This window comes from Devosia lacusdianchii (assembly GCF_022429625.1).
In the GTDB taxonomy this organism is placed as follows: domain Bacteria; phylum Pseudomonadota; class Alphaproteobacteria; order Rhizobiales; family Devosiaceae; genus Devosia; species Devosia lacusdianchii.
In genome coordinates, this window is record NZ_CP092483.1 from 738,628 (window position 1) to 756,082 (window position 17,455).

17 protein-coding genes are annotated in these 17,455 nt (G+C 64.0%); 7 read left to right on the forward strand and 10 right to left on the reverse strand.

Going from position 1 to position 17,455, the window contains the following annotated elements:
• Positions 1 to 11 precede the first annotated feature (11 nt).
• From MF606_RS03615 to MF606_RS03625, 3 genes are all read right to left on the reverse strand, one after another.
• The gene (locus MF606_RS03615; protein ID WP_240232291.1) at positions 12 to 2,561 is read right to left on the reverse strand and encodes an ABC transporter permease; all 2,550 of its coding nucleotides are present in this window, start codon (positions 2,559 to 2,561) and stop codon (positions 12 to 14) included.
• Positions 2,558 to 3,277 carry an ABC transporter ATP-binding protein gene (locus MF606_RS03620; protein WP_240232292.1) on the reverse strand — a complete coding sequence of 240 codons (720 nt, stop codon included), beginning with the start codon at positions 3,275 to 3,277 and terminating at the stop codon, positions 2,558 to 2,560. The genes MF606_RS03615 and MF606_RS03620 overlap by 4 nt, the downstream gene beginning before the upstream one ends.
• Before the next feature lie 70 nt (positions 3,278 to 3,347).
• Positions 3,348 to 3,815, reverse strand: coding sequence for a hypothetical protein (locus MF606_RS03625; RefSeq protein ID WP_240232293.1), 468 nt, complete (start codon positions 3,813 to 3,815; stop codon positions 3,348 to 3,350).
• Positions 3,816 to 4,135: 320 nt separating this feature from the next.
• On the opposite strand from MF606_RS03625, the gene MF606_RS03630 reads away from it, so the two are divergent.
• The 4 genes from MF606_RS03630 (at position 4,136) to MF606_RS03645 (ending at position 9,115) form a co-directional block, all read left to right on the forward strand.
• Positions 4,136 to 5,959 (forward strand): putative bifunctional diguanylate cyclase/phosphodiesterase, encoded by a 1,824-nt coding sequence (locus MF606_RS03630; protein WP_240232294.1) that lies wholly within the window; start codon positions 4,136 to 4,138, stop codon positions 5,957 to 5,959.
• A gap of 166 nt (positions 5,960 to 6,125) precedes the next feature.
• On the forward strand, positions 6,126 to 7,070 hold the full coding sequence (locus MF606_RS03635; protein ID WP_240232295.1) for a Bug family tripartite tricarboxylate transporter substrate binding protein: 945 nt from the start codon (positions 6,126 to 6,128) through the stop codon (positions 7,068 to 7,070).
• Positions 7,067 to 7,552: a tripartite tricarboxylate transporter TctB family protein gene (locus MF606_RS03640; RefSeq protein WP_240232296.1), complete on the forward strand. Its 486-nt coding sequence runs from the start codon at positions 7,067 to 7,069 to the stop codon at positions 7,550 to 7,552. Before MF606_RS03635 ends, MF606_RS03640 begins: the two co-directional genes overlap by 4 nt.
• 15 nt (positions 7,553 to 7,567) lie before the next feature.
• The gene (locus MF606_RS03645; protein WP_240232297.1) at positions 7,568 to 9,115 is read left to right on the forward strand and encodes a tripartite tricarboxylate transporter permease; all 1,548 of its coding nucleotides are present in this window, start codon (positions 7,568 to 7,570) and stop codon (positions 9,113 to 9,115) included.
• A 120-nt stretch (positions 9,116 to 9,235) separates the two neighbouring features.
• On the opposite strand, the gene MF606_RS03650 is transcribed toward MF606_RS03645, so the two are convergent.
• The 4 genes from MF606_RS03650 to MF606_RS03665 form a co-directional block, all read right to left on the reverse strand.
• Complete coding sequence (locus MF606_RS03650) at positions 9,236 to 9,403, reverse strand: hypothetical protein (RefSeq protein WP_240232298.1); 168 nt, start codon at positions 9,401 to 9,403, stop codon at positions 9,236 to 9,238.
• 276 nt (positions 9,404 to 9,679) lie between these two features.
• On the reverse strand, positions 9,680 to 12,151 hold the full coding sequence (locus MF606_RS03655; RefSeq protein WP_240232299.1) for a sensor histidine kinase: 2,472 nt from the start codon (positions 12,149 to 12,151) through the stop codon (positions 9,680 to 9,682).
• 194 nt (positions 12,152 to 12,345) lie between these two features.
• Complete coding sequence (locus MF606_RS03660; protein ID WP_240232300.1) at positions 12,346 to 13,017, reverse strand: response regulator transcription factor; 672 nt, start codon at positions 13,015 to 13,017, stop codon at positions 12,346 to 12,348.
• A gap of 50 nt (positions 13,018 to 13,067) precedes the next feature.
• Positions 13,068 to 13,232, reverse strand: a complete 165-nt coding sequence (locus tag MF606_RS03665; protein WP_240232301.1) for a hypothetical protein — start codon at positions 13,230 to 13,232, stop codon at positions 13,068 to 13,070.
• A 214-nt stretch (positions 13,233 to 13,446) separates the two neighbouring features.
• Here MF606_RS03665 and uxaC point away from each other — a divergent pair, with 214 nt between their 5' ends.
• Positions 13,447 to 14,853: a glucuronate isomerase gene (gene uxaC / locus MF606_RS03670; RefSeq protein ID WP_240232302.1), complete on the forward strand. Its 1,407-nt coding sequence runs from the start codon at positions 13,447 to 13,449 to the stop codon at positions 14,851 to 14,853.
• Between the two features lie 129 nt (positions 14,854 to 14,982).
• Here the strand turns inward: uxaC and MF606_RS03675 are convergent, their stop codons facing one another.
• Complete coding sequence (locus MF606_RS03675) at positions 14,983 to 15,159, reverse strand: hypothetical protein (RefSeq protein ID WP_240232303.1); 177 nt, start codon at positions 15,157 to 15,159, stop codon at positions 14,983 to 14,985.
• 224 nt (positions 15,160 to 15,383) lie between these two features.
• On the opposite strand from MF606_RS03675, the gene MF606_RS03680 reads away from it, so the two are divergent.
• The gene (locus MF606_RS03680) at positions 15,384 to 16,232 is read left to right on the forward strand and encodes an aminoglycoside phosphotransferase family protein (RefSeq protein WP_240232304.1); all 849 of its coding nucleotides are present in this window, start codon (positions 15,384 to 15,386) and stop codon (positions 16,230 to 16,232) included.
• Between the two features lie 21 nt (positions 16,233 to 16,253).
• Entirely contained in the window at positions 16,254 to 16,757 is a 504-nt protein-coding gene (locus MF606_RS03685) for a CAP domain-containing protein (protein ID WP_240232305.1), read from the forward strand.
• Here the strand turns inward: MF606_RS03685 and MF606_RS03690 are convergent.
• Both MF606_RS03690 and MF606_RS03695 read right to left on the reverse strand, forming a co-directional pair.
• Complete coding sequence (locus tag MF606_RS03690; protein WP_240232306.1) at positions 16,751 to 17,098, reverse strand: antibiotic biosynthesis monooxygenase family protein; 348 nt, start codon at positions 17,096 to 17,098, stop codon at positions 16,751 to 16,753. The genes MF606_RS03685 and MF606_RS03690 overlap by 7 nt on opposite strands.
• Positions 17,095 to 17,424, reverse strand: coding sequence for an NIPSNAP family protein (locus tag MF606_RS03695; protein WP_240232307.1), 330 nt, complete (start codon positions 17,422 to 17,424; stop codon positions 17,095 to 17,097). The genes MF606_RS03690 and MF606_RS03695 overlap by 4 nt, the downstream gene beginning before the upstream one ends.
• Positions 17,425 to 17,455 lie beyond the last annotated feature (31 nt).

The window sequence follows — 17,455 nt, forward strand, 5'->3', positions numbered from 1 at the left end:
CCTGCCGCGAGCTACATGTCGCGCAGCAATCGCGCTGGTCTTGCCGACGCGGCGCCGACGATAGTCATGGCGCCCAGCAGGGCCGTTATCACCACGGCGACGGCCAGCACTACCAGCATTATGTCGGCCTCGAAGGCGAAGGCCACGTCCAGCATCACCAGGCCGACCATCCACGCCACGCCCATCCCCAGCATCGCTGCAGGGGTGGCGGCTAGCAAGGCCAGGATGAAATACTGGACGAAGGCCGTTGCCAGCAATTCGCCGCGCGTGGCCCCCAGCACCTTGCAGATGACCGTGTCGGCTTCGCGCTGGCGTCGGCCTGTCGCGAGACTGCCCATGAGCACTAGCAGCCCATTGCCGACGGCCAGCCCGCCGACAAGCAGGGCCGCGAGCGACAATTGGCTGAGCGCGTCGGTGATTTGCTCCAAAGTATCGCCGATCGCGACAAATCGGATGTCGGGTAACTCCAAAGCGAGGGCGCGTTCCACCGCCTCGTCCTGACCGGGCGCGGCTGTTACCGCGGCGAACAGCGTGGTTGGGAACGGGTCCAGCACGCCGGGCGAAAATGTCGCCAGGAAGTCGATGCCGCCTTGCCACGAATAGTCCCGGAAGCTGGCGATCTCGGCGGTGACGGTTTCGCCGAAGATGGCAAAGGTCAGTGTATCGCCGACATCCACCCCGAGCCCCGACCGCAGGCTCTGGTGCAGCGATACCAGGCCTGGACCGGCATAGTCGGTCGGCCACCATTCGCCGGCGACCAGCTTGGACGATGCCGGCATTTCCGAGCGGAAGGTCAGCGGCACCTCACCCGAGAGCAGGAATGTCGCCTCGGGCCCCCGCGTGCGAATGCTGGCTGCCGCCATGCCGTTGATCTCGGTCAGCGCGCCGCGCAGCATCGGGGTAGCGACAAACCGGGCAATGTCCTGGTCGGCGCCCGACATGGCGCCAAGTGTATCGACCTCGTCGGGAAAAAGATCGGAGGCCACAAAGGTGGGCACGTCGAACGACGAGGCTCCCAGGAACTCCTGGCGCAGATTGCCTTGCAGGACCAGCACGACGACAAGCATGGTCAACGCCATGCCAGCCGCTACCACGACCGAGGCGGCATTCGAGCCGGTGCTGGCAATGGCCCGCAAGGCGTGACGGATAACGCGAGCAGGTGGCTCCGGCAAGTGCCGCAGCGCCCATTGCACACCGCCAATGAAAAGCTGAAAGACCAGAGCCGCCAATGCACTGGCCACCGCGAAAGCCGCGACCAGCACAACGTCGTCCGTCATCGCCACTGCCAGCAGCAGGAAGGCCGCGAGAATGATCAGCAAAGGCAGCACTTGCCAGGAGGCCAACAGCACCCTCCAGTCGGTCGGTGCAGCGGCGAGGCCCTTGGCGCGGAACAGGTGAACGGGCCGGATGGCCTGCGCCTGTTGCAGCGGCAAATAGGCAAACCCGAATGCGGTCGCAAAGCCGGCTCCTGCCGCCACCAGCAGCGGCTGAAGATGGAGAGCGGGCTTCAGACCAATGCCGACGGCCTCTCCGACAAGCGGCAGGATGAAATAGGCCACCGCTCCGCCGACCAACACACCGCCACCAACCCCGATAAGGGCCAGCGCAGCGACCTGGGCGAAGAAGTGCAGGAACACCCGCCAGTATTCGGCGCCCATGCTGCGCAGGATGGCGATAACGTTGGCACGTTCGGCAATGTAGGCCTGCATACCGGCCCACACGCTCACACCGCCGATCAGTAGCGAACCCAGACCGACAATGACCAGGAAGCGCATGAACAGATCGTAGTACCGCACCATCGGCCCCAGGCCATCGCGGGCCGAGCGAATTGTCCAGCCGCTGCTGGCGAACCGCGCTTCCAGCGCAGACCTGGCACTATCGGCGTCCTGTCCATCAAGGAGGATCTTGTAGCGGAACCAGCTACCCAGTCCCGGCAAGGGCGAGGTGCGGTCCGAGACGGTGGCAAAGCCATCCAGCGTGATGAGCGTCGTCAGGCCAAGTCGGAAGCCGCGCACCGGTGCGTCGGGCAGTTTGGCCAGAGTGCCGCGGGCTTCAAATGTCGTTCCGCCAAGCTGAAATTCGTCGCCAATGGCGATGCCAAGCTGGTCGAGCATCACGGGGTCGACCAGGGCTCCCGGCACGCCTTCGCGCTCGCCGAGAAAACTGTCGAGCGCTTCGTTGGCCGGCATTTGTGCGCTCCGCACGGCGCCGAGCAGCGGGTATGTGTCACCAATGGCCGCCAGATCGACGAAAGCGTCGCCGGTCACCGATTGCGCCCGCAGATTGGTGTCGACCACCGCCGCGACGGCGCCGAACGCGGACATGATCTGCATTTCCTCGGGCGTCGCTGGCCGGTCCGCCCGTGACAGCTCGAGGTCGCCGCCCATGAGCTCTGCCGCGCCGGCTTCAACCGCAGTGGCGACGCTTGTCCCCACCGAGCTCACGCCCGCGATCAGCGCGGTGCCGAATGCGAGGCAGACCACCAGCAGCACAAGGCGGCGTATGTCGCCGCGCAGATCCAGTAGCCCGATACGAATGGTCGCCCACACCGCGCGGATCACAGTACCGCCGCAGCTTCGGTCAATTCACCCTGCATCATGGTCAGCACCCTGTCGGCGCGCGACGCCAGGCCGGGATCGTGTGTGATCATGACCACAGCGGTCTTACGCTTGCGCGCCAGGTCGAACATCAGGTCCATCACCATCGCACCGGTCTCCTGGTCCAGATTGCCGGTTGGCTCGTCGGCCAGCAACAATGGTGGATTGGTGACCATGGCGCGGGCGAGGCCCACGCGCTGCTGTTCGCCGCCCGACAGGGCCGTCGGCCGATGATCGAGGCGCTTCCCCAGACCCACGGCGGCAAGAGCATCGGCGGCAGCCGCCCTGATCTCCTTCATGGTTAGTTCGGGAGAGGCGATTTCGAGTGCCAGGGCAACGTTGTCGAGGGCCGTCAGTGATGGAATCAGATGGAAGCTCTGGAATACGATACCCAGCGATTTCCGACGGAAACGCGCGAGGCCATCCTCCCCCAGTTGCGACAAATCTTGCCCGCGAACGCTCACTCGGCCCGACGTCGCGCGCTCGAGGCCGGCCAACAGCATCAGGAACGAGGTCTTGCCACTACCCGAAGGGCCCACGATCGCGACGACCTCGGCAGGAGCCACACGCAGCGACACGCCCTTGAGGATATGAAGGGGCCGCGACGCCACATCGAGGCTATACGTCACATCCACGGCGTCGATGATCCGATCGCCGTCATTGGCCGGTGAAAAGTCCATGTTCCCCCATTTCGACCTTATGGGTCGTGAGCCGATTTAGCCCCGGCATTAATATAGGTTCGTAGTCTGCCTATTGGGTAAATGGCACGGACGCTGTCAGCACATCGCCGGAATTATTGAACTCGACCTCGAAGTTCACGGTAATGCTGCCATCGGCGAGCAGAATCTGCGAACCGATCCGCACATCGCTGCCTGAGCGATCCTTCTGCTGTTCGCGAAGGTCGAAGGCAATTTGCTGTCCGGATAATCTGCCAATGGCCAGACCGGTGAACCCGGCATTGGAGCTCATGGCCGCCTCATATTGCTGGCGCGCCTCGTTGAAGGAGATAGTGCCGCTGATAGAGAGGTTGGCGCTGACGAGGCTGCAGCGCCCGGTATAGGTCACCTTGGTTTGATTGCCCTTGGCGACGGAGAGGCGGCAGCGGAACGGCTCTGGTTGGTCACCACCGATCAGGGCGCTCTCGCCCTTCCAATCCCCGATATACGACGACAGGATCGCCAGCTCGGTCTCGCCGGCCGACACGCTCACCGCGCTCAAGCCAATCGCCTGCGACAGGAGGCAGGCTACCAGTATTTTAGGAAAGGCTCTCACGATACTCGCCTGCTCATTACCCGATCCATTCGCTAAACTTATGCCGTCAAATAGTCTGCAATTCTAGAGTCTAGCCTATGCCCCTTCACAAAGTCCTGCGACAAGCGGCAAGAGAGACACAGGTCCGCTGTCAGCGTTACCTTGCCTAACAATTGGTCACCGGCTGACCTGCAAGTCCTTCCATCTTCCAAACCCGGCTTTCATTCGCGCTGGCTATCCTCATGGGTAAGGGAAGGGCGGTCGAAATGGTTGCAGGCGAAAGCGGCTTGTTATTGCGTCTTCAGACGGACGTTCTGGAGGCGGTGGCGTGCGGCGAGTCTCTGGTCGCTATCGCCGATTTGCTATGCAGGCGTGCTGAGGCATTAGCGCCTGAGGCCATTTGCTCCCTGCTGACCGTCGATAGCGAGGGGCACCTGCACCCCCTGGCCGCGCCGAGCCTGCCTCTGGCCTATTCGAGCGCCATTGAGGGACTTGCAGCGGGGCCGCAGGCCGGCTCCTGCGGCACAGCGGCATTCCGCAACGAAGCGGTCATGGTCACCGATATCGCCAACGATCCGCTATGGGACGATTACCGGGTTCTGGCAGAGCCGCTGGGCCTGCGCGCCTGTTGGTCCAGCCCCATCCGCGACCAGCAAGGACGCGTCGTCGCCACCTTTGCCTTCTACTACCGCACCGGCCGCGGTCCCAGTGAGATGGAGCGCGCCATCGTCGAGACCTGCGTCCGTCTTTGCGCCATCGCCATCGAGCATGAAGCGGCGCGGGAACGGAACTACCGCCTCGCCTATTTTGATGGCCTCACCGGACTGCCCAACCGTGGGCATTTTGGCGATCTGTTGATCCGCAATATCGGCATGAACGAGCCCTTCGGCCTGCTGCTCGTCGATATCGATCATCTCAAGATCATCAATGACACGATGGGCCAGGTCTATGGCGACATGCTCATCCGCGCCGTTGCCGAGCGCATCGCTGCGGCCGACACGGCCTTCACGGTCTGCCGGCTGGGCGGGGATGAATTCGCCGTGCTGGTGCCCGATTGCCGGACCGACAAGGCGCTCAGCGCTGCTGCGCGCCGCGTGTTGGGCGCCGTCGCGGGACTCATCCAGGCCGGCGAGCAAACCATCGATCCCCACATTACCATCGGCGGCGCCTTGTTCGGCCGCGATGGTGCCGATGGCGCGACACTGATGCAGAATGCGGATTTCGCTCTCAGCCACGCCAAGGATACGCGCCGCGGTGGCTACTATCACTTCACTCCGGGCCTGCGGACCTCGATGCTGGAGCGCGCCAGCATGGTACGGTCGGTGGACCTCGCCATGAGCGAGAACCGCATCGAGCCACATTACCAGCCGATCGTGCGGCTCGACACGGCCGAGATCGTTGGCCTCGAAGCACTGGCGCGCATGCGCATGCCTGACGGGCGCATTGCCTCAGCCGGCGAGTTTCACGCGGCGCTTGCCGATCCGCGCATAGCCTATCAACTCACCGGGCAGATGCTGGTGCAGATCGCCGCCGACATTCGTCGCTGGCTCGATCTGGGCATCGATCTCCAGCACGTCGGAGTCAATGTCACCACCGGCGACTTCCAACGCGGCGACCTCGAGTCGCGCATCGTCGCTGCCTTCGACAAGGCCGGCGTGCCGCTCAAACACATCATCCTTGAGGTCAACGAGGCCGTTTATATGGGCGGCAGCGACCAGATGGTACCGCGCGCTGTCGGGGCTCTGCGCAAGCGTGGCCTATTGGTCGCGCTCGATGATTTCGGCACCGGCTTCGCCTCGCTGACACATTTGCTCAGCTTCCCCGTCGACGTCATCAAGATCGACAAGTCCTTCGTCGACCGCCTCGAATCCGATGGCGCCAGCGACGCCATTGTCGGCTCCATCATCGATATCGCCCGCAAGCTGGATATGAAGCTGGTGGCCGAGGGCATCGAGACCGAGCAGCAGTCGCGCACGCTGGCTGGGCTTGGCTGCGTTCTGGGGCAGGGCTATCTCTTCGCGCGCCCGGCATCAGCCGACGACACCACCCGCTTGTTGAGTATGTTTGCGCAAAAGCCCGGTGCTCGCGCCGAGGCCCGCCGTACCGCCTGAACGCCCGTTGCAATTCCCTACGTGCTGGCGCAAGCTCAGTTGCGAAGTATCCAGCCCGACCAAAGTTGCACGGCGCCGATCGCTGGTGACAGGACGGTGACAGGGAGCGGCACTATGGTCCCCGTCACGAACGCAAAGACGTTCCGGATATGACATGGGAGGACTTATGAACAAGCTGCTCTTGGCCGCGCTGATTTCTGGCGCTATGGCCGTTCCCGCTTTCGCTGCCGACTACACCATCATGGCCCCCGCTGCCCCCGGCGGCGGCTGGGACCAAACGGCCCGCTCCATGCAGGAGGCCCTTCAGGCTGATGGCATTTCGGGCAATGTGCAGGTCACCAACGTTCCCGGCGCTGGCGGCACTATCGGCCTCGCCCAGTTCGTCAACGAATCGACCGGCAACCCCAACGCCCTGATCGTCGGCGGCTATGTGATGGTTGGCGCCATTCTCACCAACGCCTCTCCCGTGACGCTCGATCAGGTGACCCCGATCGCCCGTCTCACCGGCGAAGCCATCGCCATCGTCGTGCCGGCCGCATCCGACATTCAGACGCTTGATGACCTCGTTGCAAAGCTCAAGGCCGATCCTGGCGCAGTGGCCTGGGCTGGTGGCTCTGCTGGTGGTGCTGACCACATTACAGCCGGTCTCATTGCCAAGGCCGTTGGCGCAGATCCGACCAAGGTGAACTACATCGCCTATTCGGGTGGTGGCGAAGCCCTTGCCGCCGTGCTCGGCGGTCAGGTGACTGTCGGCATTTCCGGCCTGAGTGAATTCTCCGCTCAGATCGATGCCGGCGAACTCCGCCTGCTGGCCGTCTCGACCGCTGAGCGCGTGCCCGGCGTCGATGCCCCGACCCTCAAGGAAGCTGGCGTTGATGCCGCCGTGCAGAACTGGCGCATGGTCGCTGCTGCCCCCGGCATATCAGACGAGCAGAAGGCCGCCATCAATGCCGATATCGAAAAGATGGTGAACTCGGATGCCTGGAAGACGACGCTGGAGACCAAGGGTTGGGTCAACACCTACCTCGCCGGCGATGCCTTCACGGCTCAGCTCGCCGCTGACACCGAGGCCACCGCGGCCATCCTGAAAGACATTGGCCTGGTGCAATGAGTTCAGGCGAACCCAATCTCTCGCGCCGCCCCGATGGGGCGGCGCTTGTCATAGCGGCCATCCTCGCTGCCATTGCCGTCGTCATCATCTGGCAGACCAGCCAGATGCGCGTGCCTCCCATTCAGGCTCGCGTCGGCCCCACGGTTTTTCCCTACATTATCGCAGGCGGCCTTATCCTCCTGGCGATCGGCACGGTTGTATCGGCGCTGCGCAACGGCTTTCCCGCGCGTGATAACGACAATTTCGTCCCGATCTTCTGGATCCTGGGTGGCCTCGTTGCCCAGCTGCTGCTGCTGACGTCAGCCGGCTTCGCGATCGCCACAGGCATTCTCTTTGCCTTCACGGCCAAGGGGTTCGGCCGCGGACCGCTGTGGCAGACGATCCCGCTGGGCATCGTTTTTGCCTTCGTCGTCTGGTTCATTTTCGCCAAGGGCCTGCAGCTCTCGCTGCCCTCCGGTCCGCTCGAACGCCTCATTCCCTGATCGGACCCCGTTGATATGGATACCTTCGGTCTTCTCGCGCAGGGTCTGGTTGCAGCGCTGCAATGGCAGAACCTCATCTATGCTCTCATTGGCGTGACGCTGGGCACCGCCGTCGGCGTGCTACCCGGCATCGGCCCGGCGCTTACCGTGGCGCTGCTGCTGCCCGTTACCTACAAGCTCGATCCGGCTGGTTCGCTCATTATGTTCGCCGGCATCTATTACGGTGGCATGTATGGGGGCTCGACCACGTCGATCCTGCTCAATACGCCGGGCGAAAGCGCCTCCATCGTCACCGCGCTCGAGGGCAACAAGATGGCGCGCAAGGGCAGGGGCGGTCCGGCGCTTGCCACCGCCGCCATCGGCTCCTTCGTCGCCGGCCTTATTGCCACGCTGGCTCTGGCCTTCGTCGCGCCCTGGGTGGTCAAGTTCGCCCTGGCTTTTGGCCCTGCCGAGTATTTCGCGCTGATGGTGCTGGCCTTCATCACCGTCTCCGCCGCCTTTGGTGACAGCGCTTTGCGCGGCCTCACCGCCCTGTTTATCGGGCTTGGCCTCGGCATTATCGGCATCGACCTGCAGACCGGCCAGTCACGCCTGGCCTTCGGCATTCCCGATCTTCTCGACGGCATCGAGGTGACGACGCTTGCCGTGGCGCTGTTCGCCATTGGCGAAACCCTCAAGATCGCCGCCGATCGCAACCAGGTGAAGGAAGAGGTCCTCGCGGTCAAAGGCTCGGTCTGGATGACCAAGGATGATTGGAAGCGCAGCTGGATTCCATGGCTGCGTGGCACCGCCATCGGCTTCCCCATCGGCGCCATGCCGGCCGGCGGCGCCGACGTCGCCAGCTTCCTCAGCTACAGCGCGGAAAAGACCTTCGCCAAGACCCCCGAGGAATTCGGCAAGGGCGCCATCGAGGGCGTGGCGGGTCCTGAAGCGGCCAACAACGCTTCCGCCGCTGGCACGCTCGTGCCGCTGCTGACCCTCGGCCTGCCGACGACGGCGACGGCCGCCATCATGCTGGCTGGTTTCCAGCAGTTTGGCCTGCAACCCGGCCCGTTGCTGTTCACCAATAACGCCTCGCTGGTCTGGGCGCTGATCGCCAGCCTGCTGGTCGCCAACTTCATGCTGATCGTGCTCAATCTCCCGCTCATCGGCCTGTGGGTGAAGCTGCTGACCATCCCGAAGCCGTGGCTCTATGGCGGCATCCTTGTGTTCGCCACGCTCGGCACTTTGGGCGCCAATGGCGCCATGTCCGGCCATCTCGGCCCCATCAGCTATTCGTTCGAGCTGGTGTTGCTTCTGATCTTCGGCATCCTGGGCTACCTGCTGCGCCGCTTCGGCTACCCCATCGCCCCGGTGGTTGTTGGCCTGATCCTGGGGCCCATGGCCGAGCAGCAGCTCCGCCGTGCCCTCGCCATTAGTCAGGGCGATCCGGCAATCCTCTTCCACTCGCCTATCGCCATCGTGCTCTATGTCGTGGCCGCGGCGGCGGTGCTGGTCCCGCTCTATTTCCGCCTGCGCGGCAAGGGCCAGGTCCTGGGTCAGCTGGCAAGCGACGAAGACTAACGTTCTTCGCGATGGCAAAACAAAAGCCCGGATGCCTTTCAGGCATCCGGGCTTTCTCACGTCGGTCGGCCGCTCGGCGCGGGTCGCCGGAGGGAGGGCAGCGCCCCGCGTCAGGGGAGACTAGAGCTTGCCGATCGAACGGAAAGCGTCGGCGTCGATCCCGAGGGTCCGAAGGTGCTTGGCCTTGGGCTGACGCCCGCCCTCGACTGCGGACGCGGCGGCAGCGGCGCTGCCAAACACATCAACGATCGTGCCAAGGGTCGCAAAAAACTTGCGGGGGGTGCTCATAGCCATTTCCTCTCTCGGACCCGACCGAATTGCCGGGTCGCTTTCATGAACAGAGAAATGGGCGCGATAGGTCGGTTACGGTAGGGGCAAAAGCACACGCCAGCTATGCGCTGGATGCAATAAAGTACGCGATTGTCTCGAAAGCGCAGCAAATTTCGCGGTTCGGCTAAGACCTTTGTCCTATCCATGCGCTGGCAGCATGGTGAGGTGCCGATCGGAGAAGGCCGCATCGTTCGATCAGGCCTTGCGGATGGATTGGCCTCCCCCCTCTGCCCGTCAAGGCTTTGGCGACACGATCTCGCTCCATGTGTCGAGGAACCGCTTCCGCCTCTGCTGGTCGAGCGACACCATCAATGCCGGACCGAGCGGAATGGGTTGAATGACGCCACGGCCGCGCGCCGCGATGGCCTCGCTCGTCCACTCCCCATCCACGCCGGCCACCACCGATCCAAGCGCCGTTTGGCCCGCGGCAATCGCCTGACCGTCCGAAGACAGGGCAAAGTCGACGAATGCCTTGCCGAGTTCGGCGTAAGGCGCATCGCGCGGGATTATCATCGAGCGCGTCAGCACCAGCACATAATCATCCGGTACCACGATTTCGATATTCGCCCCGGCCGCCTTGCGCGCAAAGGCATAGGATCCCAGAACGTTATAGCCCAACGCCAGGCTCCCATCCGCCACCCCATTGAGGATGGCCGGGCTCGAGCCGCTGAACTGTGCATTCACGCGTCCAAACGCCGCCGCCAGCCGCCAGAAGTTCGAGGAGATCACCTGGTCCTGCGAAGCCAGCAAATATCCCACGCCTGACAGGGCGATATCGTAGGTTGCGATGCTGCCCCGGAACCGGTCGGTCTGCGTCTCCAGGATTTCCGCCAGCGTCAGGTGCGTCCGCGGCACTTCCTCGGCGCTGATCCGGTCCGGATTGTAGATGATCACTGCCGGCTCGAAAGTGAAGCCGAAGACCTCGTTGCGCCAATGCGCCCAATCGGGCAGGTCGCCGAGATAGGGGCTGTCATAAGCCATGGCATGGCCGTCATTGGCCAGCTTGATCATCAGATCCGAGGCCGAGCTGACCAGCAGGTCCGGCTTGGGCGTCATGGCGCCGGTCAGATAACGCTCGTAAAGCGGCAGAGAGTCCGTTTCTTCGTAGATCACGGTCACATCGGGCCGCCCGGCCTGAAACCCGGCGATGAACTGCGCAAACAGCGGCGTATCGGTCACTCCGACAATGGTGAGCACCGTGTCGTCGCTGCCATCTAGCGCCGGGTAGGCGGTCGAGGCGGCCTGGGCACTGCGCGGATCGACCAGCAGCAGACAGACCAGCAGCACCGCCAGGCTCCCCAGCGCCTTGCGCATCTGCTCCACGCGCGGGTTGCGTCCGATCAGCGGTAGCGCGATCTCGACCACGAGCCCGCCCTTCGCATGGTCCTTCAGCACCATGCTGCCCCGATGCGCCTCCACCACGCGCTTGACGATCGATAGTCCCAATCCCGATCCCACCTTAGCGCCGCTGGCGCTGCCGCGCTTGAAGCGCTCCAGCACCACCGGCTTTTCGCTGTCGGTTATCCCCGGCCCTCGGTCGCTTACCGCGAAGGTCAGCATGCCGTCCGCCACCATGCCATCGATCCCCACGGGACCCTCCGAATAGACCAGCGCATTGTCCACCAGGTTGCGTACCATTTCACGCAGCGCCACCCGGTCGCCGCGAATTTGCGCGCTCGCGACCGCTTCCGGCAGGTCCACCACCAGCCGTCCGGCCTGTTCGGGGTCGAGCCGCTGCCGCACATCTTCCACCACCGCACCAAATGCAGTCGTGTCGGTTTCCTGGTTTTCCAGCCGGTGCGAAATCGTCGCCTCCATCAGCAATTGGCTGACCAATTGGCTGGCCTGGATCGCCCCTTGGTGAATGCGTCCCACCCGGCGCCGGAGGGCTTCCGGGTCCTGCTCATCCATGGCCACCTCGGCCTGCGCCCGCAACGAGGCCAGCGGCGTGCGCACCTCATGCGCGGCTTCCGCCACCAGCCCGGTGACGCGCTCCATTGCGCTCCCCAGCCGCGCCATGAAGGCGTTGAGTCCGCTGACGAGATGGCTGACCTCCACCGGCACCGGCACATCTAGCGGCGACAGGTCGTCCGGCGCCCGGCCGCGCAATTCCTGCTCCAGTTGATAGAGCGGCGCGAACATCCTGCCGATGCCGAACCAGATCAGCGCCACCGCCAGTAACGTCAGTGCAATGACAGGTACAATGGCATTGCCCAAGATTTCCGCCGCCAGAGCCTCGCGCTCGTTCTGTGTTTCCGCCACATGGATGGTCACCCAATCCGCGTCGCCGCCCGACGAAGTCAGCCGGCCGACGCTTGCCACCCGTACCAACTCGCCGCGATACATAGCGTCGGCAAAGACCGGGCCCGCCGCGACCATCTCCGGCAGGTCCGCCGACAGGTCCGCATAGCCCGTCACCGCCCGCCCGGTCGGGTCCTCGACCGCATAGAACACCCGATCCCGCCCCGAAAACATGCCGAACGAGGCAAAGGGCAGTTCGACGATGACGGTGTCGTCTTCGACCTGCACCGCGCCCGCGATAGTCAGCGCCGACGCCGCCAGCAACCGATCGAACGCCCGATCCGCCGCCCGCTCGGCATAGTCGCGGATGAACACGATCAGCACGACCGCCGCCGCCAGCAGCAGCGCCAACGCCAGCGCCACGATGCGCCGGCGAATGGAGAAGGATTTATCGGGAGTTGGCATGGCGCGACTTCTGCCCAGCCACCGGGCCCACCCTCCCCCTTGTGGGGCGGGAAGCGAGATAGGGCTTAGCTTCAGCTAAGTCCGTTATCGAGCAGGGTGGGGGTATCTCTCCGCGGCGCGGGTGGCCCCACCCCCTCCCGGCCTCCCCCATCGAGGGGGAGGTGTTGCCCGGTGCAAGCGGAAAAATTCGACCACTACCCATGCGGCGCCCGCACCACATAGCCCACGCCCCGCACTGTCCCGATCTCGACATCGGCGGGCTCCAGCTTCTTGCGCAGCCGCGAGATATGCAGTTCCAGCGCATTCACCGACACCGCCTCGTCGAAATTGAACAGCTGGTTCATCAGCCGCTCCTTCGGCACCACTTTGCCGGCATTGGTGACCAGGATTTCCAGCAGCCGGAATTCGCGCCGCCCCAGTTCCAGCGATACCCCGCCAATGCTGGCATTGAGCCCGGCCAGGTCCATTTCGAGATTGCCGACGCCCAGCGTGCTCGTCGTCTGCCCGCCGGTGCGCCGGATCAGGGCGCGCAAACGCGCTTCGAGTTCCCGCAGGTCGAAGGGCTTCACCAGATAGTCGTCCGCCCCAAGATCGAGCAGGCTGACCTTGTCGTCGATTTCCGAGCGTGCCGTGATCACCAGGATGGGGGCGCTGAACTTGTGCCGGCGCAACTCGGCGATAAGGCTGATGCCGTCGCGATTGGGCAGCATGAGATCAAGCGCGACCGCATCGAAATCGTCGTCCTGGGCGGCCGGCACCACATCATTGCCATCGCGCACCCATTCCACCGAATGGCCTGCGCTGCGCAGGCGCTTCTCTATCGCCTCGCCCAGGTCTTCATTGTCTTCAACGAGTAGTATTCGCATTCGCGCCGGCTTCCCCCCGACGCTACCGTAAGCGGTAAGGCCTGCTCTGTCTAAAGAAGAGTGGCCATCATCACCGCTGCCACGGCCACGATGGCAAATGCCGTCATGCCCGCCGCCACCAGCATCACCTGTGCCCGCTGGACGTGGCCACCGATCCGCGCCTGTCGCTGGATGGCCTGCAGTTCGCTCGTATTGTCCGCCTCGATATGCGCCATGGGTCATCTCCTCAGTCGCCGGTTAGCCGAACCGGAAATCAACCTGGGCCGCCGCTTTGCGCTGTTTCTCACCCGTCCATGAGCGCCTAGTCCCGCGCCCCATCCGGGCGAAATGCGATCCATCAATCGCAGTTAATTTACATAAAATTCTACAGGTTTAATCTTGTATGGAAGATTATTGATCTGGCCTTGGGATCATGGCAGAAACCTCTCCATGACCCATTTGCACCCAGACCGCTTGTTCCCCGCTTCCGAGCCAGCGCAATCCATTGCGCGTGAGCTTTATCCCGATGTCGCCAACCTGCCGCTGATCTGCCCGCACGGACATACCGATCCGGCCTGGTTTGCCAACAACACCCGTTTTTCCGATCCGGCCGCCCTGTTCCTCACCCCCGACCATTATGTCCTGCGCATGCTGCGCAGCCGGGGGCTGAGCTATGACGATCTCGGTGTGCCGCGCCGCGATGGCAAGCCAGTTGCCGAGGGCAGGGCGGCCTGGCGCCTCTTCGCCGCCAATTACCACCTCTTCGCCGGCACCCCGTCCAAGACCTGGATCGACCATTCCCTGCAATGGGCTTTCGGCATCGAGCAGGAACTGTCCCCGGCCACGGCCGACGCCATCTACGACACCATCGACGCTGCCTTGGCCACGCCAGAGCTGCTGCCCCACGCCTTGCTCGATAAGGCCCGTGTCGAGGTCATCGCCACCACGGAATTCGCCCTCGATCCCCTGGTCCACCACCAGAAGATGGAGGCCGTCGGCACGATCGGCCGCGTCCGCACCACCTATCGTCCCGATGACGTCACCGACCCCTCGCGCCCCGCCATCGTCGATAACCTGCAGCGCTTCGGCGAACTGACGGGCGAGAATGTCGCCACCTGGTCGGGCCTGATCAATGCCCACCGCAACCGCCGCGAATACTTCCGTCGCTTCGGCGCCGTCGCCACCGACCACGGCGTGCCCTCCGCCAACACCGCTGATCTGCCTTTGATCGAAAGGCAGGCGCTGCTCGACAAGGTCCTCGCCGGTCGCCACGATGCAGCCGATGCCGAGCTCTTCCGCGCCCAGATGATGACCGAGATGGCGCTGCTGTCGGTGGAAGACGGCATGGTCATGCAGATGCACGCCGGTTCGCGCCGCAACACCGATCCGCTGCTGTTTGCCGAACGCGGTCCCGATCTCGGCGCTGACATCCCCGGCACCACCGACTATGTGAACGGCCTGCGCGCCCTGCTCGGCCGCTGCGGCAACGAGCCCAACCTGCGCCTCATCATGTTCGTGCTCGACGAAACCACCTATGCCCGCGAGCTGGCACCGATGGCCGGGTATTGGCCAAGCCTGATGATCGGGCCGCCCTGGTGGTTCCACGATAGCCCGCAGGGCATTCGCCGCTATCTCGATCAGGTGGTGGAAACAGCCGGCTTCTACAATCTCGCCGGCTTTAACGACGATACGCGCGCCCTGTTGTCGATCCCGGCCCGCCACGACGTCTGGCGCCGCGAAGTCTGCGGCTTCCTCGGCCGCTGGGTCGGCGAAAACCGGATCACCAAGTCAACCGCCCGCGACATCGCCAAGCACCTGAGCTACCAGGCGGCCAAGGATGCGTATCGGATCAAGTAGTGGGTGAGATGACGCCCTTGCACCAGCCGTCACCCTCGGGCTTGACCCGAGGGGCCTGCACTTACGGTGCGCTCGTTAAGTGAAGAGCCCTCGGGTCAAGCCCGAGGGCGACAACCTGGGTAGGATCAATTACGGCGACTTCCACAACACCATCAGCACGATCACCACGCCGGTGACCATCAGCAGCAACAGCCCGGTCACCCCGTTCAGCATCTGCTTGCCTAGGGTAGGATGCACTTCATCTGCGGCGATGATGTCGGCGAGGCGGTTGGGTTCCCGCTGGTCGTCATAAGCCTGGTGCGTCATCGAAAGGTCCTCCCCTGATAGGTCCTCGTTCTCGCGTGAGTTGATGATGCGCCTGCAAAAAGTAACGAAGCCTTGCCAGTCGAGGCTCTCTTGCGTTTAGGGTTGCCATCCCGCCAAGCGTCAACCTTACCGAAGTGTTGTTGCCGTCATTTCATCAAGTTTTCCGGCAATGAGCGGTCGGCCTGTCGAAACTGCGGGCGCCTTCTGCTCTAATGGCTGCCATGATGAATCAGTCTCCCGCCGAAACCGCGCTCAGTCGCGCCATGATCCGCTGGTCCCTCACCAAGTCGACGCCCGTCGCCGAAACGGCCACGAGCTGGATCTTTCGCGTCGAGCAGAACGGCCGCAATTTCGCTGCGCTCAAGATTCTCAAGCCCCTTGGCGTGGGCGACGAGCGCCGCGGCGCCGCCTTGATGTCCTGGTATGGCGGCGAGGGGGCCGCGACCGTCTTCGATAGCCACGGCGACACCATCTTCATGGAATGGCTCGACGGCAAGCCGCTGGGCGACGCGTCGCGTGGCGGCCATGACGACGAGGCCACCATCGCCATCGCCAGCGTCGTCGCCGGCCTGCACCGTCCCCGCCCCGAGGCGCAGCCGGAGCTCATGCCATTGCGCGAGCGTTTCCAGGCCCTGTTCGATACCGATGTCCGCGTCTGGCCCTACACCGCCCGCGATCTCTATGCCCGCGCCAACGGCATCGCTATCAAGCTGTTCGACCGCCCCACCGCGATCATTCCCCTGCATGGCGACCTGCACCACGACAATATCCTGTCGTCCGATCGCGGCTGGCTGGCTATCGACCCCAAGGGGCTGGTCGGTGATCCGGCCTATGAGGTAGCCAATGTCTTCCTCAATCCCGAACGCGGCGACGCCATCGCGTCCGACCCCAAGCGCATTGCGGCACGCGCCGATATCCTGTCCCAGCGCCTCGGCTACCCCCGCAAGCGCATCCTAGGCTGGGCCGCGGCCCATGCCGCCCTGTCGGCATGTTGGGATCTGCAGGATGGCAATCCCATCTCCGGCCAGCTCGCCTGCCTGCCCCACTTGCTCAGCGCCTACGACCAGGCTTAAGTCATTCCTCCGGATTGCCACATGTTTGATCTCACCCGCCGCGGTTTTCTCGTCATTGGTGCCACGGCGGCTCTCGCTGCCTGCTCCACCACCATTCCGGTTCTGCCTAAGGCGGCCGCCAGCACGCCCGAGAACCTGACCGACGCTGAAATTCTCACCGCCATCAATGCGGTGCGCGCGGCCAACGGCGCGCCGGCCTGGGCCTACAATCCGCGCCTCGAAGATGCGGCCCGTTCACAAGCGCGCCTCATGGCGCAGAAGAACACGCTGAGCCACGATCTGGGCACCACCCTGCGCGAGCGCGTCACCGCAGCCGGCTATCTCGGCGCCGTCGGCGAAAACGTCGCCAAGGGCTACACCAACCTGCAGGGTGCCATCGAGGGCTGGATGAATTCCTCCGGCCATCGCTCCACCCTGCTCAGCTCCAAATTCACCGAATTCGGCCTCGCCGTCGCGCGCGGCCCCGGCGGCAAGCTCTACTGGGCCATGATCGCCGGCGGCAGCTTCCAGGCCTGGATTCAGTAAGGATGCGCCGCCCGGCTATCGGCCGGCGCTTCGTCCCGCTCATCGAGCCCGTAGTCGCGTAACACCTGCGCCACCCGCAGCCGGTAATTGGCAAACACCCCGCCGCGACCCTTGGCCTGTGTCGCGCGATGGCCGGGGCGATTGCGCCACGCCACCACCGCCACTTCGTCGCGAAAGAACGATAGCGACAGCAGCTTGCCCGGTGTGGTGAGACTCTCGAAGCGCTCCACCGAGATGAACCCGTCTATCTGTTCCAGGTCCTTGCGCAGCGCCGCCGCCAGATCAAGGTAGTGCCCCATCTCGCCATCAGCAGGCCACACCTCAAAAATAACAGCGATCACGGCTGCACCAGCGGCGCATGTGGCGCCGAAGCCAGCCGCAGGAACACCCGGTCCTCGCGCCGGATGAACTGTTCGCGCTTGGCAAAAGCGTAGTTCTCGCGCCCCAGCGGATCTTCGCGCAACCGCGCCCGATAGGCCTCGTAGGCCGCAAGGCTTTCGATGTTGTAGAGCCCGTAGGCCGTCGTGGCAGACCCCTCGTGTGGTGCAAAGTATCCGATCAGGTCGGCGCCACAACGCGGAATGGCCTCGCCCCAGTTGCGTGCATAATGCTCAAAGGCATCCACCTTGAACGGGTCGATTTCGTAGCGAATGAAGCAGGTGATCATCGTCGTCTCTCCGATACTGGTGGTGCTATTC

Excerpts from the sequence above, each read along its gene's own strand:
- MF606_RS03620 (WP_240232292.1), bottom strand. The coding sequence starts at position 3,277 with ATGGACTTTTCACCGGCCAATGACGGCGATCGGATCATCGACGCCGTG.
- MF606_RS03635 (WP_240232295.1), top strand. The coding sequence starts at position 6,126 with ATGAACAAGCTGCTCTTGGCCGCGCTGATTTCTGGCGCTATGGCCGTT.
- MF606_RS03640 (WP_240232296.1), top strand. The coding sequence starts at position 7,067 with ATGAGTTCAGGCGAACCCAATCTCTCGCGCCGCCCCGATGGGGCGGCG.
- MF606_RS03645 (WP_240232297.1), top strand. The coding sequence starts at position 7,568 with ATGGATACCTTCGGTCTTCTCGCGCAGGGTCTGGTTGCAGCGCTGCAA.
- MF606_RS03650 (WP_240232298.1), bottom strand. The coding sequence starts at position 9,403 with ATGAGCACCCCCCGCAAGTTTTTTGCGACCCTTGGCACGATCGTTGAT.
- MF606_RS03655 (WP_240232299.1), bottom strand. The coding sequence starts at position 12,151 with ATGCCAACTCCCGATAAATCCTTCTCCATTCGCCGGCGCATCGTGGCG.
- MF606_RS03660 (WP_240232300.1), bottom strand. The coding sequence starts at position 13,017 with ATGCGAATACTACTCGTTGAAGACAATGAAGACCTGGGCGAGGCGATA.
- MF606_RS03665 (WP_240232301.1), bottom strand. The coding sequence starts at position 13,232 with ATGGCGCATATCGAGGCGGACAATACGAGCGAACTGCAGGCCATCCAG.
- uxaC (WP_240232302.1), top strand. The coding sequence starts at position 13,447 with ATGACCCATTTGCACCCAGACCGCTTGTTCCCCGCTTCCGAGCCAGCG.
- MF606_RS03675 (WP_240232303.1), bottom strand. The coding sequence starts at position 15,159 with ATGACGCACCAGGCTTATGACGACCAGCGGGAACCCAACCGCCTCGCC.
- MF606_RS03680 (WP_240232304.1), top strand. The coding sequence starts at position 15,384 with ATGAATCAGTCTCCCGCCGAAACCGCGCTCAGTCGCGCCATGATCCGC.
- MF606_RS03685 (WP_240232305.1), top strand. The coding sequence starts at position 16,254 with ATGTTTGATCTCACCCGCCGCGGTTTTCTCGTCATTGGTGCCACGGCG.
- MF606_RS03695 (WP_240232307.1), bottom strand. The coding sequence starts at position 17,424 with ATGATCACCTGCTTCATTCGCTACGAAATCGACCCGTTCAAGGTGGAT.